Annotated in this window: 21 protein-coding genes; 20 read left to right on the top strand and 1 reads right to left on the bottom strand. The window is 43.8% G+C overall.

Annotated elements, in window-relative coordinates:
- The first annotated feature begins 1 nt into the window (after window position 1).
- From NQ556_RS14415 to NQ556_RS14355, 13 genes are all read left to right on the top strand, one after another.
- Complete coding sequence (locus tag NQ556_RS14415) at window positions 2–1,033, top strand: ABC transporter ATP-binding protein (RefSeq protein ID WP_022220050.1); 1,032 nt, start codon at window positions 2–4, stop codon at window positions 1,031–1,033.
- Entirely contained in the window at window positions 1,023–2,000 is a 978-nt protein-coding gene (locus tag NQ556_RS14410; protein ID WP_008373311.1) for an ABC transporter ATP-binding protein, read from the top strand. The genes NQ556_RS14415 and NQ556_RS14410 overlap by 11 nt, the downstream gene beginning before the upstream one ends.
- A gap of 78 nt (window positions 2,001–2,078) precedes the next feature.
- Entirely contained in the window at window positions 2,079–3,356 is a 1,278-nt protein-coding gene (locus NQ556_RS14405; RefSeq protein WP_022220049.1) for an L-cysteine desulfidase family protein, read from the top strand.
- A gap of 287 nt (window positions 3,357–3,643) precedes the next feature.
- Window positions 3,644–3,973 carry a divalent cation tolerance protein CutA gene (cutA, locus tag NQ556_RS14400; RefSeq protein ID WP_008373314.1) on the top strand — a complete coding sequence of 110 codons (330 nt, stop codon included), beginning with the start codon at window positions 3,644–3,646 and terminating at the stop codon, window positions 3,971–3,973.
- 541 nt (window positions 3,974–4,514) lie between these two features.
- A complete protein-coding gene (locus tag NQ556_RS14395; protein WP_022220048.1) occupies window positions 4,515–5,084 on the top strand; it encodes a glycerol-3-phosphate responsive antiterminator in 570 nt (189 codons plus the stop codon).
- Window positions 5,085–5,216: 132 nt separating this feature from the next.
- Complete coding sequence (gene glpK, locus NQ556_RS14390; protein ID WP_008373317.1) at window positions 5,217–6,713, top strand: glycerol kinase GlpK; 1,497 nt, start codon at window positions 5,217–5,219, stop codon at window positions 6,711–6,713.
- Window positions 6,714–6,773: 60 nt separating this feature from the next.
- Window positions 6,774–7,487, top strand: coding sequence for an MIP/aquaporin family protein (locus NQ556_RS14385; protein ID WP_022220047.1), 714 nt, complete (start codon window positions 6,774–6,776; stop codon window positions 7,485–7,487).
- A gap of 136 nt (window positions 7,488–7,623) precedes the next feature.
- Complete coding sequence (locus NQ556_RS14380; RefSeq protein ID WP_022220046.1) at window positions 7,624–9,060, top strand: NAD(P)/FAD-dependent oxidoreductase; 1,437 nt, start codon at window positions 7,624–7,626, stop codon at window positions 9,058–9,060.
- Between the two features lie 17 nt (window positions 9,061–9,077).
- Entirely contained in the window at window positions 9,078–10,346 is a 1,269-nt protein-coding gene (locus NQ556_RS14375) for an NAD(P)/FAD-dependent oxidoreductase (protein ID WP_008373326.1), read from the top strand.
- Between the two features lie 3 nt (window positions 10,347–10,349).
- On the top strand, window positions 10,350–10,709 hold the full coding sequence (locus NQ556_RS14370) for a DUF1667 domain-containing protein (protein WP_008373328.1): 360 nt from the start codon (window positions 10,350–10,352) through the stop codon (window positions 10,707–10,709).
- A gap of 275 nt (window positions 10,710–10,984) precedes the next feature.
- On the top strand, window positions 10,985–12,013 hold the full coding sequence (locus NQ556_RS14365; protein WP_008373330.1) for a transglutaminase domain-containing protein: 1,029 nt from the start codon (window positions 10,985–10,987) through the stop codon (window positions 12,011–12,013).
- Window positions 12,014–13,036 (top strand): DUF3878 family protein, encoded by a 1,023-nt coding sequence (locus NQ556_RS14360; protein WP_008373332.1) that lies wholly within the window; start codon window positions 12,014–12,016, stop codon window positions 13,034–13,036. It begins immediately after the preceding gene.
- Window positions 13,037–13,121: 85 nt separating this feature from the next.
- Entirely contained in the window at window positions 13,122–13,739 is a 618-nt protein-coding gene (locus tag NQ556_RS14355; RefSeq protein WP_008373334.1) for a DUF4317 family protein, read from the top strand.
- Between the two features lie 360 nt (window positions 13,740–14,099).
- Here the strand turns inward: NQ556_RS14355 and NQ556_RS14350 are convergent, their stop codons facing one another.
- Window positions 14,100–15,755 carry a DUF885 family protein gene (locus NQ556_RS14350; protein WP_022220045.1) on the bottom strand — a complete coding sequence of 552 codons (1,656 nt, stop codon included), beginning with the start codon at window positions 15,753–15,755 and terminating at the stop codon, window positions 14,100–14,102.
- A gap of 167 nt (window positions 15,756–15,922) precedes the next feature.
- Here NQ556_RS14350 and NQ556_RS14345 point away from each other — a divergent pair, with 167 nt between their 5' ends.
- From NQ556_RS14345 to NQ556_RS14320, 7 genes are all read left to right on the top strand, one after another.
- Entirely contained in the window at window positions 15,923–18,706 is a 2,784-nt protein-coding gene (locus NQ556_RS14345) for a translation factor GTPase family protein (protein ID WP_008373340.1), read from the top strand.
- Window positions 18,696–19,481: a hypothetical protein gene (locus tag NQ556_RS14340; protein ID WP_008373342.1), complete on the top strand. Its 786-nt coding sequence runs from the start codon at window positions 18,696–18,698 to the stop codon at window positions 19,479–19,481. The genes NQ556_RS14345 and NQ556_RS14340 overlap by 11 nt, the downstream gene beginning before the upstream one ends.
- Window positions 19,482–19,554: 73 nt before the next feature.
- Window positions 19,555–19,860 carry an antitoxin VbhA family protein gene (locus NQ556_RS16890; protein WP_008373344.1) on the top strand — a complete coding sequence of 102 codons (306 nt, stop codon included), beginning with the start codon at window positions 19,555–19,557 and terminating at the stop codon, window positions 19,858–19,860.
- Between the two features lie 13 nt (window positions 19,861–19,873).
- The gene (locus tag NQ556_RS16885; protein WP_022220042.1) at window positions 19,874–20,215 is read left to right on the top strand and encodes a hypothetical protein; all 342 of its coding nucleotides are present in this window, start codon (window positions 19,874–19,876) and stop codon (window positions 20,213–20,215) included.
- Between the two features lie 201 nt (window positions 20,216–20,416).
- The gene (locus tag NQ556_RS14330; RefSeq protein ID WP_022220041.1) at window positions 20,417–20,560 is read left to right on the top strand and encodes a hypothetical protein; all 144 of its coding nucleotides are present in this window, start codon (window positions 20,417–20,419) and stop codon (window positions 20,558–20,560) included.
- Window positions 20,561–20,697: 137 nt separating this feature from the next.
- The gene (locus NQ556_RS14325; protein ID WP_008373349.1) at window positions 20,698–21,834 is read left to right on the top strand and encodes an exonuclease SbcCD subunit D; all 1,137 of its coding nucleotides are present in this window, start codon (window positions 20,698–20,700) and stop codon (window positions 21,832–21,834) included.
- Window positions 21,831–24,623 (top strand): SbcC/MukB-like Walker B domain-containing protein, encoded by a 2,793-nt coding sequence (locus NQ556_RS14320; protein ID WP_022220040.1) that lies wholly within the window; start codon window positions 21,831–21,833, stop codon window positions 24,621–24,623. Before NQ556_RS14325 ends, NQ556_RS14320 begins: the two co-directional genes overlap by 4 nt.
- The last annotated feature ends 164 nt before the right edge of the window (window positions 24,624–24,787 follow it).

The raw sequence follows: 24,787 nt of genomic DNA, 5'->3' as shown, positions 1-24,787 counted from the left end.
AATGAGTGAAAAATTATTAGATGTAAAAAATTTACATACCTCTTTCTTTACGCATTTAGGAGAGGTGCAGGCGATCCGTGATGTCAGTTTTGGATTAGATAAAGGCGAGATCATTGGTATTGTAGGTGAATCAGGCAGTGGGAAGAGTGTTACGTCACTTTCTATTATGGGACTGCTTGCATATCCGGGAAGAGTAAAAGACGGGGAGATTCTCTTTAACGGAGAAGATCTTTTGAAGAAGAAAAAAAGTGAGATGCGTAAGATTCAGGGGGATCACATTGCTATGATCTTCCAGGATCCGATGACATCATTGAATCCGTTATTTAAAATTGGTGATCAGATTACAGAAGCCATTCTGACACATCATAAAATTAAAAAAGAAGATGCAAAAAAACGTGCACTTGAAATGCTGCGGCTGGTAGGTATTCCTTCACCGGAAAAAAGATTTCATTCCTACCCGCATGAATTTTCAGGCGGTATGAGACAGAGAGCAATGATCGCGATGGCACTTTCCTGTGAGCCGGAGCTTCTGATCGCAGACGAGCCGACAACCGCGCTGGATGTTACCATTCAGGCCCAGGTACTGGCTCTTATGAAAGAATTAAATGAAAGACTTGGAACAGCTACTATTTTGATCACACATAACTTAGGATGTGCATCAAGTATCTGTGACAGAATCATCGTTATGTATGGCGGAAAAATTATGGAAGAAGGAACAACAGAAGAAATCTTCTATGAACCGCACCATCCATATACCATGGGACTTTTGAACTCTGTACCAAAAGTAACCGGAGAAGCATCAAAAGAAAGACTGGTTCCGATTCTTGGAACACCGCCGGATATGCTTCATCCACCGACAGGCTGCCCGTTTTATCCGCGATGCAAATATGCAATGAAGGTATGCGCATCCATGCCGGTGCCGGAACAGTATATCAGTGATACACATCGTGTAAGCTGTTTTATGTGCCATCCGCAGGCACCTCGGAACGAAGAGTACGAAAGTCAGAAAGGAGGAATCCGACATGCCAAATAATACACTTCTGGAAGTAAAAGACCTGAAAATGTATTTTGAGAATAAAAAAGGATTTTTAGGTAAAAAAATCGAGTATGTAAAAGCAGTGGACGGAGTTTCCTTCAAAATTCAAAAGGGAGAAACAATCGGACTTGTAGGAGAGTCCGGATGTGGAAAATCTACAACCGGATATTCGATCATGCGTCTCTATAAACCGACAGCAGGAGAAATCATATTTGATGGGAAAGATATTGCACAGTTGAGCGCAGCCGAAGTATGGCCATATAGAAAAAGAATGCAGATGATCTTCCAGGATCCATATGCATCTCTGAATCCTCGTATGACGGTTTCAGATATTATCGGTGAGCCACTGGATATTTATCATCTTTATGAAGGTAAGGAAAGACAGGAACGCATCTATGAATTGTTGAATACAGTTGGTCTTGGAAAAGACCATGCCAGCCGTTATCCTCATGAATTTTCAGGTGGACAAAGGCAGCGTGTCGGGATTGCAAGAGCACTTGCGGTAAATCCGGATTTTGTAGTCTGCGATGAGCCTATTTCGGCACTTGATGTCAGTATTCAGGCACAGGTAGTAAATATGCTTGAAGATCTGCAGGCAAGTCTTGGACTTACTTATTTGTTTATTGCACATGATCTTTCTATGGTCAGACATATTTCCCAAAAAGTAGGTGTTATGTACCTTGGATCTCTGGTGGAATTTGCAGAGACAGAAGAATTATATGAGCAGACACTGCATCCATATACAAAAGCATTGATGTCGGCGGTTCCTGAGCTTGACCCTGCGATCAGTAAAACTAAGAAACCGGTTATGTTGCAAGGAGATGTCCCGAGTCCGATCGATACACCGGTTGGATGTAAATTTGCATCCAGATGCCCATATGCTACCAAACGCTGTCATGAAGAAAGACCAATCTTCAGAAACGTTGGAAACGAACATTATGTAGCCTGTCATCTGGTAGAATAATGCATTTAACTTTGCTACAATGGAAGTAGTATTGAAGCAGTCAATAATCTGAATATCTGATTAGAGGAGAAAACGAAAATGCATGAATTAACACAATTAATCAAAGATGATATGCGTCCGGCTCTTGGGGTAACCGAGCCGGGAGCGATCGCATATGCGGTTTCAAAAGCAAAATCCTACATTTCTGGAGAACTGGAACAGGTTACGCTTTTGCTGAACAGCGGTATGTATAAAAATGCATATACATGTGGTATTCCAAACAGCCATTTTTATGGGAACGAATACGCAGCAGCTCTTGGAGTCGTAGCAGGGAAACCGGAGAAAGAGCTGGAGAGTCTTGCTGATGTAACAGAAGCTGACAATGTGGCAGCAGAGCAGTTGGTAAAAGACGGAAAAATTGCTGTAAAAATGAGTGAGATCACAAGCCGTATTTTTATAGAAGCCTGTGTAAAGACAACAGGCGGAGAGGCTATGGTTCAGATTCGCGATGCACATACAAATATTGTTCGTATTGAGGCAAATGGAGAGGTGATTCTTGAGAAGGAAGAAGCTTCTGTGGAAGATGGACACGAAGAAAGACCACTGATCCACAATTATACATTAAAACAGATTTACGAATACGCAAAAGAAGTTCCGGCAGAGGAAATTGAATTTATCAAGGCTGCCTATGAGATGAACTATGCTCTTTTTGAAGAAGGAATCCAGAACCCGAGAACAACCTATGCACGGTATCTGCTTGAGAAAAATGGCGGAAAGATTATTTCGGATGATGAGTTAAAGACTGCATCTTTACTTTGCAATGCAGCAATTGAGGCCCGTGTGATCGGACTTGACAGACCAGCCATGAGCATTACCGGTTCCGGGGCACATGGAATTATTGCAACCATGCCTCTTTACGGTGTTTGCAAGATCCGTGGATTAAGCGATGAAACCTTATATCGTGCCACCGCATTAAGCTATCTTATCTGCATGTATATCAAAGAGTATTCCGGTAAGCTTTCTGCTTTCTGTGGCTGTGGCATTGCTGCCGGTACAGGAATGGCCTGTGCGTTGGTTTTCCTTCATGGAGGTGATGAGCATGCAATGGCAAGAACGATCAACAACATGTCCAGCAGTATTACCGGTATGATCTGTCATGGCGGAAATAAGGGCTGTACGATGAAAGGAGTCGTGGCGGTAAATGCCGCATTTCAGTCGGCGGATTTTGCAATGCATGAAATCTTTATTGATGATATTCATGGAATCAATGGGTTTACACCGGAAGATACCATGCGTCATATGGGAGAGATCGCGTCGCCGGGAATGATCGGAACGGAGAAGACGATCGTAGATATTTTACAGGAAAAAAGTGAATAGAAACTATATATAGGGTGATATTTGAATAATGTAAAAGCCTTTAAATTGATTGAAAAAGATCAGTTTGAAGGCTTTTGTTTTCTTTGAAGAACATCATGAAGAACTATCCTACTGTGCAAAACATTGTTTAGATAATTAAAAAATTAGTAAAAATTGATTAACGAGTTGAAAATTTCTATAGAATTTGCATGAAAAAGAATTGTAGTATATTATAAATGCATCGGCTTTCTGACCTTTTAACCCTGGTATCATCATAAAAATGCATAGTAAGAAGAAAGGAACACACCATGGATTTCAAATACTGCAAATTAGAAATTTTCATCCCGGAAACACATCTTCCGGTTCTCCAGAAAACGCTCCGGGAAGTAGATGCCGGACACATCGGGAACTACGATTCCTGTATGTCATCAAGTGAAGTGATCGGATACTGGCGTCCGCTTGAAGGCTGCAATCCTTATATTGGAAATGAAGGAGAGATCAGTAAAGAACCGGAAGTAAAGGTTGAAGTCACTGTATTTACAGAAGCAGTTGACAGGACAATTGAAGCAATCAAGAAAGTTCATCCGTACGAAGAACCGGTGATCAATGTGATCCCGATCCTGAGAACTTCATTTTGATGTAAAAAAAGAAGCTTAATAGTCAGAACAGAAATGGTAAAAAGTGAGCGTTCAGATTAAAGAAAATTGATTTTAAAATTTGTTAATAAAGTAACGGAAAAGTTGCATAAAGAAAAACATCTTTTTTCAAATAACAAGCTTGATTATTGGCAAAAAAATTGTAGAAACTGTACAAAAAGTATATTTTTGAAAAAATTATTTGCAAATAATTGTGCAATGTGATATAGTGAAGTCAAGTTGAAAAAGCAATTGAAGAGAGATGCCGTGACAGGAGAGCGAATGTTATATCAGCCGTGAGGCTGTTACAAGAGGCGCTCTTTTTTTGTGTATACGATGAGCCAAGTGCCGATTTGTGCTTGCACAAGGATCTACATTTGGCGAATGTACATCATCGAGCTGCTAAGTGAGATGTTGTACGGAGTATACAGATCGAGCAGAAGTCAGCCTGCTCGATTATACGATGAGCCAAGTGCAGAGGCTGTACAAAGTATACAGAGTGGGCAGGAGCATCCTACTCGATCATAGTATGAGGGGTGAAAAAATGAACAGTTTTTTTCATGAAGCAGTAGAAGAAAATCCGATCATTGCAGCTGTAAAGAACATGGATGATTTAAAAATCTGTTGTTCTTTGGAAGATATCCGGGTTGTGTTTATTTTATTTGGAGATGTCTGTTCGATCCGTGAGATCGTCCAACAGATAAAAGATTCCGGGAAGGTTGCGATGGTTCATGTAGACCTGATAAGCGGTCTTAGCAGTAAGGAAATTGTCGTAGATTTTATTCGGAAAAATACAGAAGCAGATGGAATAATTTCCACAAAAGCCGCATTGATTAAAAGGGGGAAGGAACTTAAGATGTTCACAGTCCTAAGGTATTTTCTTCTGGATTCAATGGCATATGAGAATATCAGGCAGCAACAACACGCCGTGAAGCCCGATTATATCGAAGTACTTCCGGGTGTGATGCCGAAGGTGATCGGAAAAGTCTGTAAAATGTCAAAGACACCGATCATTGCAGGTGGTCTGATCTCGGACAAAGAATCTGTGATGGCGGCACTTTCAGCTGGAGCGATCGCAGTTTCATCTACGAATCATGAAGTCTGGAAAATGTAAAACAAAAGTAACAGAAGATATTTAAACAAAGTACAGGTATTTGAGGATGAGTAAGTAGCGAAGCGGCATAGAATATCCGCTTTACTATAAAACATGCAAAGCAGCGATTTTTATTAAAGGAGGAAAAAGAGTATGGCTAAGTATGTAATGGCACTGGACGCAGGAACAACAAGTAACAGATGTATCCTGTTCAATGAAAAAGGAGAAATGTGCAGCGTTGCACAGAGGGAATTCACACAGTATTTCCCGAAACCGGGCTGGGTTGAACATGATGCAGATGAGATCTGGGCAAGTATGCTTGGTGTAGCCGTTGAAGCAATGAACATGATTGGGGCAGAAGCAGAGGACATTGCAGCAATCGGTATTACAAACCAGAGAGAGACAACCATCGTCTGGGACAAAGAGACAGGAGAGCCGATCCATCATGCAATCGTATGGCAGTGCCGCAGAACTTCTGAGTATTGTGACAGTCTGAAGGAAAAAGGACTTACCGATAAATTCAGAGAAAAAACAGGACTTGTTATCGACGCGTATTTTTCAGGAACAAAGGTAAAATGGCTTCTTGATAATGTGCCGGGAGCAAGAGAGAGAGCAGAAAAGGGAGAATTATTATTCGGTACAGTTGAGACATGGCTGATCTGGAAACTGACAAAAGGTGCAGTTCATGTAACTGATTATTCAAATGCTTCCCGTACGATGCTGTTCAATATCAATACGCTTGAATGGGATGATGAGATCCTTGCAGAGCTGAACATTCCGAAATGCATGCTTCCAGAACCAAAACCGTCAAGCTGTGTATATGGAGAAGCAGATCCTTCTTACCTCGGTGGACCGATTCCGATCGCAGGAGCAGCAGGAGACCAGCAGTCCGCACTGTTTGGACAGACATGCTTCAATGCAGGCGAAGCAAAGAATACATATGGAACCGGATGTTTCATGCTGATGAATACCGGTGAGAAACCGATCTTCTCAAAGAACGGACTGGTAACAACCATCGCATGGGGACTGGATGGGAAAGTAAATTATGCACTGGAAGGTTCAATTTTCGTGGCAGGAGCTGCAATCCAGTGGCTGAGAGATGAACTTCGTATTATTGATTCCGCACCGGATTCAGAATACATGGCTAAGAAAGTAAAAGATACAAACGGATGCTATGTAGTACCTGCATTTACCGGACTTGGAGCACCGCACTGGGATCAGTATGCAAGAGGAACGATCGTAGGAATTACACGTGGCGTTAATAAATATCACATTATCCGCGCAACTCTGGAATCCCTTGCTTATCAGGTAAATGATGTTCTGGAAGCAATGAAAGCTGACTCTGGAATTGAACTTGCAGCACTTAAGGTTGACGGTGGAGCAAGTGCAAATGATTTTCTGATGCAGACACAGTCTGACATCATCAATGCACCGGTTAACCGTCCGCAGTGTGTAGAGACAACCGCAATGGGAGCTGCTTATCTTGCAGGTCTTGCAGTTGGATACTGGGCAAGTAAAGAGGATGTTATTAAGAACTGGGCAATTGATAAGACATTCGAGCCAAAGATTGCAGATGAAGAAAGAGAAAAACGGATCAAAGGCTGGAATAAGGCTGTCAAATATGCTTACGGATGGGCAAAAGAAGATTAGATTTTGAAAGTAAAAAGGAAATGAAAACAGAACATTGAATAGGGAAAAGGGGGACTTATCATGTTACCTTATATAGCAGAGTTTCTTGGAACAATGATACTTATTATTCTTGGAGATGGAGTAGTAGCAAATGTGAACCTTAACAAATCCGGTATGAAAGGTGCCGGCGCGGTTCAGATTACATTTGCCTGGGGTCTTGCAGTTCTGCTTCCGGCATTTATTTTCGGAGAGGCTTCAGGAGCTTCCTTTAATCCGGCACTTACGATCGCGCTTGCAGTGGACGGAAGTTTTGCATGGTCGATGGTTCCTGGATATATCATTGCCCAGATCGCAGGAGCATTCGTAGGCGGCTGTATCGTTTATTTACTTTTCAAAGGACAGTTTGACGCCACAGAAGATCCGGGAACAAAGCTTGGTGTATTCTGTACAGGACCTTCGATTGCAAACACAGGACTGAATATTTTCAGTGAGGCAGTTGGAACATTTATCCTTGTATTTGCGATCAAGGGAATTGGAAACGTGACAGGACTTTCCACAGGCGTTGACAAATTATTTGTATTCGGAATTATCGTATCAGTAGGTATGTCACTTGGCGGACTGACCGGTTATGCGATCAACCCGGCAAGAGATCTTGGACCAAGACTTGCACACGCAGTACTTCCGATTAAAGGAAAAGGTGATTCAAACTTCGGATACGGTCTGGTTGTACCGATCATCGGACCAATCATCGGAGCAATCGCAGCAGTATTACTGTATGGGGCAATTCCGTGGTAAAAGTTCAGAATTGAAAATGGTAATGGCATGAGATGAGAGAGCCTGACAGGATAACCGCATAAAGGAAATGCGTTTACTTGGCAGGCTCTTTTTCATAAGCAGGAAGAAAAAACAGTTATTAAGGAGTGATCTGGGAATGTATGATGTAATAATTATCGGGGCTGGAGTATCCGGTGCGGCAACAGCAAGAGAGCTGTCACGTTATAAAGTGAAGGCGTGTGTAATCGAGAAAGAAGAGGATGTATGCTGTGGTACTTCCAAGGCAAACAGTGCAATTGTCCATGCCGGTTATGATGCGGCAGAAGGATCGCTGATGGCAAAACTGAATGTCAGGGGAAATCAGATGATGGAACAGCTTTCAAAGGATCTGGATTTCCCATTTAAGAAAAATGGCTCTCTGGTTGTATGTCTGCATGAGGAGGATATGCCGAATCTTCAGGCACTGTATGACCGAGGTGTTGCAAATGGTGTTAAGGAGTTAAGAATTCTTAACTGTAAGGAATTGAAAGAAATGGAACCGAATATTTCCGATCAGGCGTATGCCGCACTTTATGCACCGACAGCCGGAATTGTATGTCCGTTTAATCTGAACATTGCAATGGCTGAGAATGCAAATGTAAATGGTGTGGAGTTCAAATTTGATACGGAAGTCACGGATCTTAAACCAATAGATGAGGGATGGGAGATCCATACAAATAACGGAGTTTTCCAGACAAGGTACGTGGTAAATGCAGCCGGAGTCTATGCAGACAAGTTTCATAATATGGTAAGTGAGAAGAAGATCCATATTACCCCTAGAAGAGGGGATTACTGCCTGCTTGATAAGAGTGCGGGAAGTCATGTGAGCAAGACGATTTTTGCACTTCCGGGAAAATATGGAAAAGGTATTCTGGTTGCACCGACGGTTCACGGTAATCTGATCCTTGGACCAACGGCGATCGATATCGAAGATAAAGAAGGAACCAATACAACAAGAGAAGGTCTGGATCAGGTGATCGAAAGAGCAGAGATGAATGTGAAAAATATTCCGCTCCGTCAGGTGATTACTTCATTTGCCGGACTTCGTGCACATGAGGACGGACATGAGTTTCTGATCGGGGAAGTGGAGGATGCAAAAGGATTTATTGACTGTGCAGGCATTGAATCACCGGGACTTACCAGTGCACCGGCAATCGGAGAAATGGTGGCACAGATCCTGAAAGAGAAAATGAATCTGGAAGAAAAAGAAGATTTTATCGCAACAAGAAATGGCGTTCTGGATCCGAATACACTCAGCAAGGAAGAAAGAATGGAACTGATCAAAGAGAAACCGGAATACGGAAATATTATCTGCCGCTGTGAAATGGTTACAGAGGGTGAGATCATGGATGCGATCAACAGACCGCTCGGCGCCAAATCTCTGGACGGGGTAAAACGCAGAACAAGAGCTGGAATGGGACGATGTCAGGCTGGATTCTGTTCACCGAGAACGATGGAGATCCTGGCGAGAGAACGCCATGTGAGTATGTTCGAGATCACAAAATCCGGTGGAGATTCTAAAATTGTCACAGGTACTAATAAGGATTCGTTATAAGAGGGAGGCATTGCATCATGAGAGCTTATGATATTGTTATCATTGGAGGAGGACCGGCAGGACTTGCGGCTGCAATTTCGGCGAAGAAAAGCGGAGTGGACAGTGTCCTGATCCTGGAAAGAGACAAAGAACTTGGCGGAATCCTGAATCAGTGCATCCACAATGGATTCGGACTCCATACATTTAAGGAAGAACTGACCGGACCGGAATATGCAGGACGTTTTATTGATCAGGCGAAAGAACTGAATATTGAATACAAGCTGAATACAATGGTTATGGATATCAGCCCACAGAAGGTTGTCACCGCAATGAACCGGGAGGAAGGTCTTTTCGAGATTCAGGCGAAGGCAGTTGTCCTGGCAATGGGATGCCGTGAACGTTCCAGAGGCGCACTTAATATTCCGGGTTATCGTCCGGCGGGTATTTTCTCGGCAGGTACGGCACAGAGACTGGTCAATATCGAAGGCTATATGCCGGGGCGGGAGGTCGTGATCCTTGGTTCTGGCGATATCGGACTGATCATGGCGAGACGAATGACATTTGAAGGCGCAAAGGTTAAGGTTGTTGCAGAGCTGATGCCGTATTCCGGAGGGCTGAAGAGAAATATTGTACAATGTCTGGATGATTATGATATTCCGCTGAAGCTGAGCCATACCGTTGTGGACATCAAAGGGAAAGAGCGGCTGGAAGGCATTACACTGGCACAGGTGGACAGTCACGGAAAACCAATTCCGGGAACTGAAGAAGAATACAGCTGTGATACCCTCCTCCTTTCCGTAGGATTGATCCCGGAAAATGAAATTTCAAGAGGCATGGGCGTGGATATGAACCCTGTCACATCAGGACCAAAGGTAAATGAGAGCCTGGAAACAAACATCGAAGGCGTATTTGCCTGCGGAAATGTCCTGCATGTGCATGACCTGGTTGACTTTGTATCGGAAGAAGCCGGAACTGCAGGAAGAAATGCTGCGGAATACGTCAAACTGGGAGAAGAGCGCAGACAGGACGGAAAAGAGATTCGGATGAATCCGATTGAAGGCGTCCGCTATACTGTGCCCGGAACAATTAACGTAGACCGGATGGATGAAAATCTGACTGTGCGTTTCCGTGTGGGCGGTGTCTACAAGAACTGTTATATCAGTGCATATTTTGATGATGAGAGAGTGATCCACAGAAAACGTCCGGTTGTTGCACCAGGTGAGATGGAAGAGATTAAGCTGACAAAAGAGCAGCTACTGAAATATCCGGATCTGCAGACCATCACAGTAAAGATTGAGGAGGCGTAGACGATGGAAGAGAGAAAATTGACATGTATCGGCTGTCCGATGGGCTGCCCTCTTACAGTTGTAATGAATGGGAAAGAAGTAGTGGGTGTAACCGGAAATACCTGCAAGCGCGGTGATGTATACGCAAGAAAAGAAGTGACGAATCCGACGAGAATCGTAACTTCGACCGTGCGGGTGTCCGGCGGAAGCATCGATATGGTATCGGTGAAGACGAAAGAAGATATCCCGAAGGGCAAGATCTTTGAATGTGTGAAGGCGCTCAAAGGAATTGAAGTTCCGGCTCCGGTTCATATTGGGGATGTGATTCTTGAAAATGTGGCGGACACGGGCGTGGATATTGTTGCGACGAAGAATGTTGAATAAAAGGAAAAGAAGGAGAAGTCCTGTATGGTGACGGAAAGGGTTGCCATATGGGACTTTTTTATATTGTATTCTGGAGAAACATTTTGTGATTTCGTGAAAATCTAAGTATAAACATTTCTGTTTTTCGTTAAGAAATGGGTATAAACATTTTCTATTTTCGTTAAAAACTAGCGTAAAACATTTCTGTTTTTCGTTAAAAAGCAAGGAAAAACATTTCGTGTTTTCGTGAAAAAATGTATAATAGGAGAATCAAAACATTGCGCAGGAGGACTTTCATGGAACCATTCTATTATACCAAAATGACGAAACAGCAGCAGGCAGCATACCATGTAATCATGCAGGGAGCGAATGCACTTGCGGATGAATTTCAGATACCGCGCATAGAAATTGCGGAGCTTTATGATGTCTTTTTCAGGCTTCGGCTGGATCATCCGGAGATTTTCTGGATGACAGGATATAAGTATAAATACTATCAGGACTCTCCGAATCTGATCTTTGTACCGGAGTATCTGTTTGACAAAAATAAAATCCGGGAGCATCAGAGGGCAATGTCCTCCAGAGTAGAAAAACTTGCGCGGGCGGCAAAAGATTTGTCTGAATGGGAAAAGGAGAAATATATTCATGATTTTATCTGTGATAATGTGACTTATGATAAGCTGAAAAAGGCGTATTCCCATGAGATCATCGGTCCACTTGGACATGGAGTTGGCGTATGTGAAGGGATTGCAAAATCTGTGAAAATACTCTGTGATGCGCTTGGAATCTGGTGCATGATCGCAGTCTGTGGTAACAATCCGGAAAAAGGGATCAAGTACCGTCATACTTGGAATATCGTAAAAATTGGTGGTACATATTATCATCTGGATGCAACTTTTGACAATACGCTTGGTAAGCACAGTGCGGCAGGACAGGAGATCCGCTATGATTATTTCAATCTGGACGACAAGAAGATTTTCCGGGATCATGAACCGCTGATCGCACCGGCACCGGTCTGTACGAATGGGGATCATTTTTATTATCGGGAGAAGAAACTTTCCTTTACAAAAGAAGAAGATGTCTATAAACGGTCGCTGCAGGCGGCTAAGAAGGGCAGGACATTGACCTTTCAGTGGAGAGGTGGATATCTGACAAGAGAAGTTTTGGAGAAACTTTTGGATCTGCTCCGGAAAGCCGGAGAAGAGAAGCAGAAGGCCGCCAGGATCAGCCTCAACTGGTCGCAGGCAGTGATCCGTGTCAGTTATGTGGAGGACAGAGGACTTGCCTGTGTGGATATGGAAGAGGCAAATGAAGGAGAAAAGGAATAGATGAGTGAACTGGAAATACAGGAAAATATGTCAGCAGAGGAAGCGTTCATGGATACAGAAAGTGCATATGAAGAAATTCCGGAGGCCTTCCAGAAGCTTGCCCAGTTACTCGGTCAGGATCAGTTTGAACTTCTGTTTCCAGACAAAGATGTGGAAAACCAGGATGAAATGCGTCTGGTGTATCTGATGAATGATGCAGTGGAAAGCTTTCTGGTATTCTCTGGTGCAAGAATGACCGGACATTATCAGAAAGATTATGAAGGAGAGCTGGACGCAACTTTAAGCCAGGAGGATGGAGAATATGTACTTGTCGTATATCAGGGCGAAACGGTTGTGACCATTTTCTTCCAGGATCTTTCGCTGGAGATGAATCTCTATAATTACGGAGATATAGGACATTTCTGGGTGAAAGGGTATGAGTATCTGCGGATTCTGGAATATCGTCTGGCGATTCTGAGTGATAAATGTGAATATCTTGGAGAAAAGGCAACAAGTGATACAGAACGGAAACTTGCAAAACTGGTACATTTTCCTCCGCTGAACTATACCTGTTATCCGGCAGTTCCGGCAAAATATATTGTCCCGATGGAAGATCCGTGGAATCCGACCGAAGAGGCAATGGATGTAATGGAAGAGCTTGTTAAAGAAGCAGGGGATAAAAGTCTGTTGTGGTGGCTGCAAAGATACCGGAGATATCATGGAAAAAGAATGAGCAGATGGATTGCCCGACTATTACATCGGGAGAAACATGTGGCGGTTGTAGACTTGCTAAATAAAAAACTTGCCAAAGAAGCGGAAAATTATCCACGGAGGGATTTTGGAGAGAAATTTAATCAGAAATATCAGAACATTTTGAAAAAAGCCGAAAAAAGAAAAGCAGAGCTGGAGTCAAATGGACAGAAAGTTACACTTGTACGTGAGGAGCCATTTGCTGCGGCGAGAGATTCGGTAGATTTCAAAGTGTACCTGATGATTTGGAAAGAAAAGCAGGGGGACCGTGTTGCTGAAATAGAAGAATTTTAGCAATGGATGATATGAGAACTTAGAAAATAGAAACAGGTCAACGGAGTGAGACTCAATTGATATTCAAAGAGAGGAACAAATACAAATGATCAACCGAGAAGATATGCTGGAATTGACGCGGCGGATGACGCCTGCAAGAACATCATTCACAAGAATAGCAGGCTGTTATGTAGATGCAGACGGAGATTTTGAAGGAAGCTTTAACATCAACTTCCTTAAACTCTCTCCGTCAGAAAAAACAAAAAATCTCGCAATCGCCAAAACGATTCCATTTGCAGAGACAAACACAAAACTGAAGAAATACGAGATCCAGCCGGAAAATCAGAAAGCCGGAAGTATGTGGCAACTTTTAATGGCGCTCAGAGACTGTGAACTCAAAAACGATGCCCTGATGGATACTCTTTATGATATCATCATGGAAAACATCCGGATCACCACCCCTTATGCGATCTATGTTTTCCATGATAACTACGATATCCCATCCAAAGCCACCGACAAAGAACGCCTCGGAGAATCCGAAGAGATGTTCCCTTACCTCATCTGCGCCATCTGTCCCCTTGTCGGCGAATACGAACCCGGATCCCCAACATCCGGCTTCCTCTTCCCCGCCTTTACAGACCGCAGCGGTGACCTGAACCACATAAATATCTATGGCATAACTGAAAAGAAACGTGAAGAACTTGGTAGACTTATATCTTTATAATAATGTGTTGTTGGAAATATTTTAAAGATACAAATTTTTAAAAACTAAAACAAATCATTATACTCAAATTTATGAATATGGTTAAAACCCTAGACAAACAAATCACCATCAGCCATGCGCAGCGAGCTGATGCTCCACAAGGGAAAATTTTCAAGTTGCAGGAGTACCAGAAAAAACGGATAAATAAATGGATCGGGTCAGATTCCCTTGAGCACTATGGAGATGAGACTCAGTATATTGTGGAAGCCATTGCTGACACAATATACGCTTTCAGAGGCTCATCGGAATGCCCAGTGCGTGGGAAGCAGACCCGATCCATTTATTTATCCGTTTTTTCGTATCCCTTCAACAACCTAAACCCTATTCATCCATCAGCAAGCTCCGGAACTCCGTAAAGAAACGTCCCTGCTCTTCTTTGGTCATCTTAACCAGCATCTCCAGGCTTTCCATACTGATCCGCCCGGCTGAGAACAGCAGTTCCGTATAATCCCATTTCGTATATCCATACTCTTTTTCCCAGTCGCAGATTTTCTTCATTCCATAATAATAGCAGGTGAAATATCCCGGCGCATTCTGGTGTGCCTGTATCTGGGCGCGGGCAGTTACGCGGTCAAAGCCAAGCTCTTCTTCGTAGATTTTTACAGCATCCTCCAGTGTCACTCCAAAATAATACAGCTGCAGATCAACCAGGATACGGACAGAGGCATGATGACGGCGGAATGCAACGAACAGAGGGAAGAACGGGTCTTCCGCAAAGATAAAGGTAAATGCGCGTTCAGTCCGAATACAGGTTCCCTCTTCCAGAGGTACACTTTTTGCTCCTATTTTTACAGTTTCCGGTGTTGGATCGATCGCTGCGCGGATAAACTGGACATGGTGTCCCGGATAAGTTTCGTGCATGGTATTCATCTTGATCCAGCCATCGGTAATGTTCTGATAATTATACTGATTCAGGAACATCTGGCCGCGGAGCGGTTTGACACGGAAATCACCACCCTCATAACCGCCCCAAGGGTAAGAATCCTTATAGCAAGGCGGAAGAGGAACGCACAGACAGGTTTCATCTTCCGGAAGACGTACATATTCATGAGCGACAGCACGGGTACGTTTTAGATAATTTCTGGCACGTGTATACATTTCCTCGGCACTGTCACAAGGACCGGCATAGCGGAAAAGCACATCGCTGACTTCTTTCATTGTCTTCGGAGTTCCTTCCGGAAGCTCTAATTTGGAGGCGATTTCGAATACTTCAGCACGGGTCTTTTCAATTTCTTCTTTATGCCATGCAAGCAGTTCGTCGAGAGATACACCAAGACGGTTTTTCAGAAGGCTGCGGTAAGCTTCCGGATCCATCTTGATGGTCTTTGAGAGATCATCCTTTAACAATTCTTCAGAGTCAGACTGGCAGTCAGAACCGAGTAAATCTGCCATTTCCTGAAGCTGATCGATAAAAATCCGGAAGGACTGTGATAAAGATGCAATCTGTTCTTCTGTGAAATCCGGGAAATATTCATTTAACAGTTTCTGGTCGCGCTGCATATCCAGCCTTGCGCGGGCAAAGGCAGAAGAAAGGGAAGCTTCATTTTCTCCGTATTGTGTGTGGATCAGATTAAGGATCAAATCCTGATTTTCATGAAATGCCTGTAATTTTCTGGTCAGGACATCGAGACGTACTTCATTAGAACGCCTGTCACAGCGAGCGATTTCCTGAAGATAATAGACAAAATCCAGGAGAGGTGCTTCCGGATTGTGTTCTTTTTCTTCGATAGTAAATTTAAGAGAATCCAGGAAGTCATTCAGATGATGCTTCACCAGACGATAGACATTGTCAGGTGTATCCAGGTTTTCAACCTGTGTTTTTAAATCGTTCCATTTTTCGCGGACCGATCTGATCTTTTCGGGAGTCGGGAGAAAAAGGATATTTTCAAAAGAACGGTGGCTTTCGAGTTGGTCATGCAAAATGGCAAGTTCTCTGTCAAGTTCGCGGTAAGTATTGGTTAAGTCAGTATTTTTCATGAGTAAATGGCACTCTCCTTTTTTAGAAATTTGTTCTGATTGTATCTTACCGCAGAAAATGTCAAATGAAAAGCAGGACAGATAAAAAGATTCGCGTGTCGACTTATGCCCCTTTCTGTGATATGATAATCAAGAGATTATTATGAGCAGAAAGGGGCATTTTTTCGATGGCAGCAACATCTGAAAATAAGCCAAAACAATATATGTCTGTCGGGATCCTGGCGCATGTGGATGCCGGAAAGACGACGCTTTCGGAAGGAATCCTTTATCTTACCGGTCAGATCAGAAAGCTTGGAAGAGTTGACCATGGAGATGCATTTCTGGACACGTATACGCTGGAGAGAAGCCGGGGGATTACCATTTTTTCCAAGCAGGCGAATTTTGTGCTTGGAGACAAGCAGGTGACTCTTCTTGATACACCGGGGCATGTGGACTTTTCAGCAGAAATGGAGCGTACCCTGCAGGTTCTTGATTATGCAATCCTGGTTGTCAGCGGAGCGGACGGTGTGCAGGGACATACACGAACCTTGTGGAATCTTCTTGCAAGGTATCAGGTTCCGACCTTTATTTTCATAAATAAGATGGATCAGGACGGGACGGACAGACAGGACAGACTTACTGAATTAAAGCGGAAGCTCAGCGGAGAGTGTGTGGATTTTACAGAAGCGGGTGAAGAATTTCTGGAAGAGCTGTCTATGTGCGACGAGACGGTAATGGAAAGCTATCTGGAAAATGGAGAGATCACGGCGAGCCAGATTCAGACGCTGATCCGGGAACGAAAGGTATTTCCATGCTATTTCGGTTCGGCACTGAAGCTGGAAGGTGTGCAGGAATTACTGGACGGATTGGAAAAATACATGGACGGACCGGTAAGCGGGACGCATGCTGAAGAAGCATTTGGAGCGAAGGTATATAAGATATCCAGAGATTCACAGGGCAGCCGTCTGACACATGTGAAGATCACAAACGGAGTACTGAAGGTTAAAGAGATCCTGGAATATATGGCAGAGGAAGAGCCTATGCAGGAGAAAGTTAATCAGATCCGGATTTATTCCGGGGACAAGTACGAGATGGTGCAGGAAGCAGAAAAAGGCTGTATCTGTGCTGTGACAGGACTTACCCGGACTTATCCGGGACAGGGGATTGGGATGCAGCAAGGTTCTTCGGCACCGATACTGGAGCCGGTTCTGAATTATCGGGTGGAGCTGCCGGAAGGCTGTGATGTACACCGGATGCTGCAGAATTTCAGGCAACTGGAGGAAGAAGATCCGATGCTCCGTGTAGTCTGGAATGAAGAGGCAGGAGAGATCCAGGTCCAGCTGATGGGCGAAGTGCAGACGGAGATTCTGCAAAGCCTTGTAAAAGAACGGTTTGACGTGGATATTTCCTTTGGAAGCGGGAATATTGTTTACAAAGAAACGATTAAAAATACAGTTGAAGGAGTAGGGCATTTTGAGCCACTGCGTCATTATGCGGAAGTGCATCTGATACTGGAACCGGGAGAGCCGGGAAGTGGAATCTCGATCGATACGATCTGCAGTGAGGATGTGCTGGACAAGAACTGGCAGCGACTGATCCTGACGCATGTGCTGGAAAGAGAGCATCGGGGCGTTCTGACGGGATCGGTGCTTACTGATGTGAAGATCACACTTGCCAGTGGACGTGCACATCTGAAGCATACAGAGGGCGGAGATTTCCGCCAGGCTGTGTACCGTGCGATCCGCCAGGGACTGATGCAGGCAGAGAATGTACTGCTTGAACCGTATTATGCATTTCGTCTGGAAATTCCGTCAGAGATGACAGGCCGTGCACTTACGGATATTCAGCGGATGAATGGAGAATTTGACGGACCGGAGACGGAAGATGATATGGCTGTGGTCACCGGAAGTGCACCGGTGTCTGAAATGCAGGATTATCAGAGAGAAGTAACCACATACAGCAGAGGAAGAGGGAAACTGTTCTGTACGCTGAAGGGATATTTTCCATGCCATAACCAGGACGAGGTTGTAGAGGCGATTGGTTACGATCCGGAACGGGATGTGGAGAATCCGACGGGCTCTGTATTCTGTGCTCATGGAGCAGGATATAATGTACCGTGGCAGGAAGTGCCGGAACATATGCATATTGAGGCACAGCTTCCGAAAATCCTGGAAGAGCGGAAAAGGCTGGCAGGAGAGACAGAAAAAAGTCTGGATGAGACTGTACCGGTAAATTTACGCAAGGAGAAAAGCGGATCAGCAGAAGCAGCAGCCAGAGGCGGCAGGCATTATGCACGTAATGCCAGAGAAGACAGGGAACTGGAAGAGATTTTTATCCGGACTTACGGACGGGTAGAGAGAAAAGCCGATCGTCTTCCAAAGACTGTGACTGCAGGGAAAACGCCAAAAGCAAAGAAAGATGAAGAAGGCGTACAGGAATATTTGCTGGTAGATGGTTATAATGTTATTTTCGCATGGGAGGATCTGAAAGAACTGGCAAAAGAGAATATTGAAGCAGCAAGAAATAAACTGATGGATGTGCTTTGCAATTATCAGGGGTTCAAGAACTATCCTCTGATCCTGGTATTTGATGCCTACAAGGTTGAAGGCGAAGCAATGGAAATCTTCAAATACCATAACATTCATGTTGTGTATACAAAAGAAGCTGAGACGGCGGATATGTACATTGAAAAGGTAGTACATGAAGTCGGAAGAAAGTATCATGTGACGGTAGTTACATCAGATGGTGTGGAACAGGTGATCACACAGGGACAGGGAGGTACGATCATATCTTCCCGGGAGTTCCTGGAAGAGGTGAAGATCGTGAACCGGCAGATTCAGGAAGAATGGGAGCTTCACAAAGAGAGTGCGAAAAATTATCTGTTCGATCATATGGACAGAGAGCTTGCCGGTCATATGGAAGAGGTCCGCATGGGCCGGAAAGAATTGGGTGAGAGAGCAAATGATCAATAAAGAGGAATTTCTGAAAACCTGTAATCTGACAGAGGATGACCTTACGGCTGCCCGGATTTCCTGGGAGGAGCTGACAGAGATCTATGAAGATTATATGTCAAAAACGAAATTGTTCCGTCATCTGGGAAAAGAATTTGTAGATGAATATATTTATGATATTGAGCGGGCAGGGATCCATTCATACCGTTACAGAACCAAGAATCCAATGCACCTTCTGGAAAAGATCATTCGGAAGCGGAAAGAAAATTATGCAAAATTTGAACATATCAACAAATCGAATTACCACAAATACATCACAGATTTGATTGGTATCAGGGTTTTCTTCCTTTACCGGGAGGACTGGATCCATTTTCATAAGTTCATCACTTCGATGTTTGAAAATGATCCGAACAATTATATAGAGGACAGGCTGCGGGATTTTGATGAGGATCCGGAGCACTGCTATATCGCAGAACGTCCAAAAGTATACAAGCGTTCCGGGGATACAAGGATTTATGACAGTACGCAGATTGAAGTGCGGACAGGCGGGTATTACCGTTCACTGCATTATATTATCAAGTATCACGGATACTATCTGGAAATTCAGGGCAGAACGCTTTTTGAAGAAGGATGGAGCGAGATTGACCATGATATTGTGTATCCGTATTACAAGGATGATGAGATGCTGACGGAGTTTTCCGGACTGCTGAACAGGCTTTCGGGAATGGCAGATGAGATGAGTTCGTATTTCAGAAAGATGAAAGAACTCAGAGAAGAAGAACCGGATAAAAAATAAAGGATCTCTTATAAAAAAATAAAAATAGAAAGCAAAAGAGTGAATTATAAGACTATGAAGCGGGGTAGTGGATATGGAAAAAGACCCGTTTAAGGAATATTTGAGGGAGTCTGAACCAGATAAAGCTCATAAGGGGTATGCTTGGAGTACGGCAATCGGTCTTCAGGCGGTGGACGGACTCAAACCATCTAAATATCTGATTGATACGGCCATTCAGAATATTGAAGGCAAAATTCCCGTATTGCTGAAATTCTTTCTGAAACAGCGTTTTCATTTTCCCCGAACGAGTATATTGCTATCCATCGCAAACTCTTTCAGGGAATTTATAAACACGCCGGAAAGATTCGAGATTACAACATCACAAAGAATGGGTGCTTGATGGAGCAACCGTTATGTATGGTAGTGCATCAGAACTGAGAGCTACACTTGAATACGATTTTTCACAGGAGAAAGATTTTGGGGATGCAAAAGTGGACATTCAAGACGAAAAAGTGGATATTGAAAGTGTACTTTCCGAAAAAAGTAGTGATTTCTCAGTAAAAACGACAGTTCATAATCATAGACTCTTTGAAAAGTTTGGTTTTGATGAGGTATTTGGAAGAAGTGCAGTTATGGAACTTCTTGAACTGAAAAGTTCAGGTGCTTCAAAACTTCTTGCCAATTTGACGCAGGCAGAGATTATTGAGCCGGTATCCGGTCACGGAAAAGGAAAATATAAATTTAAGGGGATGTAAAAAAACTCGATTGAGTTTTTTTACATCTCCCTTTTTAAAACTTTTTGTCAGAATGAAAAATTGAATCATAAATATCTGTTTCCGGTTTAATATTTTCAAAATAAATCCAACATATAGAGAAGTGGGAAGCGAGCGTTGCTTACTTCCCACTTCCCGGTTATAATTGGAATAACAGAAATTAAGTCAGAAAGGATGGATTCAATGGAATATATAACATCTCTACAGGCAGCAGATAAATGGAATCTTTCAAAACGTCAGGTAAATGCGCTGTGCAAAAGCAGACAAATATATGGTGCAGTAAAAAAAAGGACAGCGTTGGATGATACCGGAGGATGCAACTTTTGAAAAATATCTCAATCATTACGATGTGATTTATCTGGATATTACCTTGTAGGAATTAATTACAAAAAAGCAACGAAAGAACATACCTGTAAAATAGAAGAGATTATTCTTTAATCAGGCATTTATGGAGGAAGAAAACCATGCGATTTCTTCATTTATCAGACCTGCACCTCGGCAAGCGTGTGAATGAATTTTCCATGCTGGAGGATCAGGCATATATTTTAAAAGAGATACTGAACATTATCGATGAGCAGAAGGTGGAAGCGGTTCTGATCGCGGGCGACATTTACGACAAGGTGATTCCGTCCGCAGAGGCGGTGAGGCTTCTGGATGATTTCCTGACAAGGATCGCCGCGAGGGAGCTTCCGGTGTTTCTGATCAGTGGAAACCATGATTCTGCAGAAAGAATTGCTTTCGGTTCAAGATTGATGAGCAGCAGACAGATCTATCTTTCACCGGTATTTGAGTCGGATGTAGAACCGGTAACGATAAGTGACCGGTACGGTGAGATCAATATTTACATGCTTCCATTTGTGAAGCCGTCTTTGGTAAAAAGAGTGTATCCGGAGGAAGAAATCATCACCTATCAGGATGCTGTAAATGCGGCAGTGCAGCATATGGAGATCGACACAGACAAACGAAATATCCTGCTTGCGCATCAGTTCGTGACCGGTGCGGCAAGATGTGATTCAGAAGAACTGTCTGTAGGCGGTGTGGATGATGTGGACGCATCTGTCTTTGACGGATTTGATTATGTGGCGCTTGGACATCTCCATGGCCCGCAGAAGATCGGGAAAGAGACAGTGCGGTATTCGGGGACGCCGCTCAAATATTCTTTTTCTGAAACCAATCACAAAAAAGCAGCAGTCATCGTTGATGTAGAAGAAAAAGGCAAAATAAATATTCAGCAGATTCCATTTTTGCCGAAACATGATATGCGGGAAGTCAGAGGCACGTATATGGAAGTGACTGCGCTGGATTTTTACAAGGATATGAACACGGACGATTATTTTCACATTACGCTGACTGATGAAGAGGATATCCCGGATGCGATCGGGAAGCTACGATGCATTTATCCGAATATCATGAAGCTGTCTTATGACAATCTGCGGACGAGAGCGGCAGGGACAGTGAGAGGAACGGCGGAAGTAGAGGAGAAATCCCCGATGGAGCTTTTAAGAGAGTTCTATGAGCTTCAGAACAACCAGCCCATGACGGATGAACAGGAAGAGATTGCCAGAGGAATGATGGAAGAAATATGGGAGGATGAGAGATGAGACCGATAAAACTTACGATTTCTGCATTCGGACCGTATGCAAAAGAGACAGAGATCATTCTGGATGAACTTGGTGAGCGGGGGCTTTATCTGATAACCGGCGATACCGGTGCCGGAAAGACCACAATTTTTGATGCAATCGCATTTGCACTTTACGGGGAAGCGAGTGGAAATGAAAGAGAGCCGGGGATGCTTCGGAGTAAATATGCGGATCCGAAGACGCCGACTTTTGTGGAATTGGAGTTCTTCTATCAGGGGCAGAACTACCATATCCGGAGAAATCCGGAGTACATGCGTCCAAAGGACAGGGGCGAGGGCATGACGCTGCAAAGAGCGGATGCGGTACTGGAATTTCCGGATGACAGGCTTCCGGTCACAAAGGCAAAAGAGGTCACGAAAGCAGTGACAGAACTGATCGGGCTCGACCGCGGACAATTTACTCAGATTGCAATGCTGGCGCAGGGAGATTTTATGAAGCTTCTGTTTTCAAAAACTGAGGAGCGGAGCAAAATTTTCCGGGAAATTTTTCATACCAGACCGTATCTTGCATTTCAGGAGAAAATGAAAAATACAAGCGGCAGACTGCAGGAACAGTATGAGGATGTCAGCAAAAGCATTTTGCAGTACATGAAGGATATCAGCTGTGATGAGGATGACGTGCTTGCGGCGGATGTGAAAAAGATCCGTGAGAGCAAAGCGGTGGTTCATGCGGACAAGGTTCTGGAACTTTTGGAAACTCTGACAAATCAGGATGCAGATTCGGTGAAAGAAAAGAAGAAGAATTTAACGAAGATCGAGAAAAATCTGGAAGAGCTGAACCAGAGAATCGGAAAGGCAGAGGCAGTGATCCGTGCAAAAAAGGAACTGGAAAAAGCGGAGCAGACGATAGCAGAGAAGACACCAACGCTGGAAGAACTGGAAATGGCACTGAAGAAAGAACAGGGAAAAGTGCCGGAAAGAGAACAGCTAACAGAAGAGATCGGAAAGAGGCAGGAAAAGCTTGCAGAGTATGACGAATTGAAAAAACTTCAGAAGCAGATTAAAGAGCTTGAAAAACAGATTGAGATATTAAAGGGCCGGGAAAGCCGGTATCAGGAAAAGAAAGCGCAGATGCAGACGCAGCTGGAACAGAAAAGGAATTTACTGGAAGAGCTGAAGGATGCGGAAATTAAAGTTCTGAAAGTTACAGCAGAACAAAAAGAGGTTTCAGTAAGAAAAGAAACGGCAGAAGACATTCTTATTCAATATAAAAGATACCAAAGACAGAAGAAAAGTGTGGAAGAGGCGCAGAAAGCATACCTTGTCATGCAGGAGGAATGTACAGAGCGAAAGACACAGCTTGCCTGGATGGAGAGGGCATTTCTGGATGAGCAGGCGGGGATTCTTGCAAAGGTTCTGAAAACGGGAGAGCCGTGTCCGGTGTGCGGATCGGTCCACCATCCATGTCCGGCACAGATGACGGAGGGTGCACCGGAAAAAGAAGAGCTTGAAAAATACCGGAAAGAGACTGCTGATGTGGAGAAAAAGACGAATGATGCAAGCTTTAAGGCAAATGAAAAGCTGGTCCAGTTAAAAGCGCTGGAAGAAGAAATCCAAAAGAGTGTGAAAAGCTTTGACAGCAGCATACAGGAAGAAGAGATTGAAAAATCGCTGGCGTTGATCGGTCAACAGATGGATGCCCTCGAAAAGTCAGAAAAGGAATTAGAGAAAAAGCTGGAAGTAGCTAAAGAAGCAGTGGCAGAAAAGCAGAAGCTGGAAGCTGAGATCCCGGAACTGGAGCAGATGCAGAAAAAGCTTCAGGAGGAAGAACAGGAGCGAAGGGATCAGCTCCTTGTGTCTGAGAGAGATAAAGCAAATGCAGAAGAGCAGGCTGTGAAGGTGCGTGGCAAACTGGAATTTCCGGAGAAAGCAGAAGCAGAACAGAAGATCAAAGAGCTGGATAAGCAGAAAAAAGAGATCGATAAGGATCTGAATGTTGCCCAGAAGGCATTCCAGGACTGCAGTCAGTCGGTAGAAGCGGCAAAGACGAAGAAGAAAACGCTGGAGAAGCAGATTGCAGGTAATAAAGAAACCGATATGGAAGAGCTTGGGCAGGCACGACAGGAAGTATCAGGTGCGAAAAAAGAGCTTCAAAAACAGATGGAAGAGATCAGGATCCGTTATGAGAACAATCTGAAAATCAGGAATGCGATTGACAAGCAGAGTGCGAAACTTCTTGAGCTTGAGCGGAACTGGACACAGGTGCGTGAAATTTCCGATACGGTAAATGGAAAGATCAAAGGCGGATCCAAAGAAAAGATCAAGTTTGAGACCTACATCCAGACCAATTATTTTGACCGGATCATTGCCCGTGCAAATACGCGGTTTATGGTGATGAGTGGAGGACAATATGAGCTGAAACGCCAGACTGATACGGATGACCGGAAGAGTCAGAGTGGTCTGGAACTGAACGTAATCGATCACTACAATGGTTCTGAGCGAAGTGTGAAGACGCTTTCCGGCGGGGAATCCTTTAAAGCTTCTCTTTCGCTGGCACTCGGACTTTCTGATGAGATCCAGGCATCGGCAGGCGGAATCCAGCTGGATACTATGTTTGTCGATGAAGGATTTGGTTCACTGGATGAAGAGTCACTGGAACAGGCGATGAAAGCACTGAATGGTCTTACGGAAGGCAACCGTCTGGTGGGAATCATTTCCCATGTACAGGAATTAAAAGCAAGGATTGAGAAACAGATTGTGGTGACAAAGGAAAAAGCAGGCGGAAGCAGAGTGGAACTTAAGATTGACTGATCTGTACCGGAGAAGAATTTCATGCTGAGATGAAGCGGAGCACCAATGGAGGTGGGGAAAATTCACCGAAACTGGAAGGAGAAGATGATTTTTATGAGCTGTTTTTTGCAGGACTGGAGCAGAAGGAAAATAAAAATCTAAATGAATAAAAATACTATGAAGAA

Origin of the sequence: Coprococcus comes ATCC 27758 (genome assembly GCF_025149785.1) — a bacterium.
Classification (GTDB): Bacteria; Bacillota; Clostridia; order Lachnospirales; family Lachnospiraceae; genus Allocoprococcus; species Allocoprococcus comes.
The sequence above is the reverse complement of the archived record's forward strand: the minus strand, read 5'-3'. Positions and strand labels throughout refer to the sequence as shown.

Excerpts from the sequence above, each read along its gene's own strand:
- NQ556_RS14415 (WP_022220050.1), top strand. The coding sequence starts at position 2 with ATGAGTGAAAAATTATTAGATGTAAAAAATTTACATACCTCTTTCTTT.
- NQ556_RS14410 (WP_008373311.1), top strand. The coding sequence starts at position 1,023 with ATGCCAAATAATACACTTCTGGAAGTAAAAGACCTGAAAATGTATTTT.
- NQ556_RS14405 (WP_022220049.1), top strand. The coding sequence starts at position 2,079 with ATGCATGAATTAACACAATTAATCAAAGATGATATGCGTCCGGCTCTT.
- cutA (WP_008373314.1), top strand. The coding sequence starts at position 3,644 with ATGGATTTCAAATACTGCAAATTAGAAATTTTCATCCCGGAAACACAT.
- NQ556_RS14395 (WP_022220048.1), top strand. The coding sequence starts at position 4,515 with ATGAACAGTTTTTTTCATGAAGCAGTAGAAGAAAATCCGATCATTGCA.
- glpK (WP_008373317.1), top strand. The coding sequence starts at position 5,217 with ATGGCTAAGTATGTAATGGCACTGGACGCAGGAACAACAAGTAACAGA.
- NQ556_RS14385 (WP_022220047.1), top strand. The coding sequence starts at position 6,774 with ATGTTACCTTATATAGCAGAGTTTCTTGGAACAATGATACTTATTATT.
- NQ556_RS14380 (WP_022220046.1), top strand. The coding sequence starts at position 7,624 with ATGTATGATGTAATAATTATCGGGGCTGGAGTATCCGGTGCGGCAACA.
- NQ556_RS14375 (WP_008373326.1), top strand. The coding sequence starts at position 9,078 with ATGAGAGCTTATGATATTGTTATCATTGGAGGAGGACCGGCAGGACTT.
- NQ556_RS14370 (WP_008373328.1), top strand. The coding sequence starts at position 10,350 with ATGGAAGAGAGAAAATTGACATGTATCGGCTGTCCGATGGGCTGCCCT.
- NQ556_RS14365 (WP_008373330.1), top strand. The coding sequence starts at position 10,985 with ATGGAACCATTCTATTATACCAAAATGACGAAACAGCAGCAGGCAGCA.
- NQ556_RS14360 (WP_008373332.1), top strand. The coding sequence starts at position 12,014 with ATGAGTGAACTGGAAATACAGGAAAATATGTCAGCAGAGGAAGCGTTC.
- NQ556_RS14355 (WP_008373334.1), top strand. The coding sequence starts at position 13,122 with ATGATCAACCGAGAAGATATGCTGGAATTGACGCGGCGGATGACGCCT.
- NQ556_RS14350 (WP_022220045.1), bottom strand. The coding sequence starts at position 15,755 with ATGAAAAATACTGACTTAACCAATACTTACCGCGAACTTGACAGAGAA.
- NQ556_RS14345 (WP_008373340.1), top strand. The coding sequence starts at position 15,923 with ATGGCAGCAACATCTGAAAATAAGCCAAAACAATATATGTCTGTCGGG.
- NQ556_RS14340 (WP_008373342.1), top strand. The coding sequence starts at position 18,696 with ATGATCAATAAAGAGGAATTTCTGAAAACCTGTAATCTGACAGAGGAT.
- NQ556_RS16890 (WP_008373344.1), top strand. The coding sequence starts at position 19,555 with ATGGAAAAAGACCCGTTTAAGGAATATTTGAGGGAGTCTGAACCAGAT.
- NQ556_RS16885 (WP_022220042.1), top strand. The coding sequence starts at position 19,874 with ATGTATGGTAGTGCATCAGAACTGAGAGCTACACTTGAATACGATTTT.
- NQ556_RS14330 (WP_022220041.1), top strand. The coding sequence starts at position 20,417 with ATGGAATATATAACATCTCTACAGGCAGCAGATAAATGGAATCTTTCA.
- NQ556_RS14325 (WP_008373349.1), top strand. The coding sequence starts at position 20,698 with ATGCGATTTCTTCATTTATCAGACCTGCACCTCGGCAAGCGTGTGAAT.
- NQ556_RS14320 (WP_022220040.1), top strand. The coding sequence starts at position 21,831 with ATGAGACCGATAAAACTTACGATTTCTGCATTCGGACCGTATGCAAAA.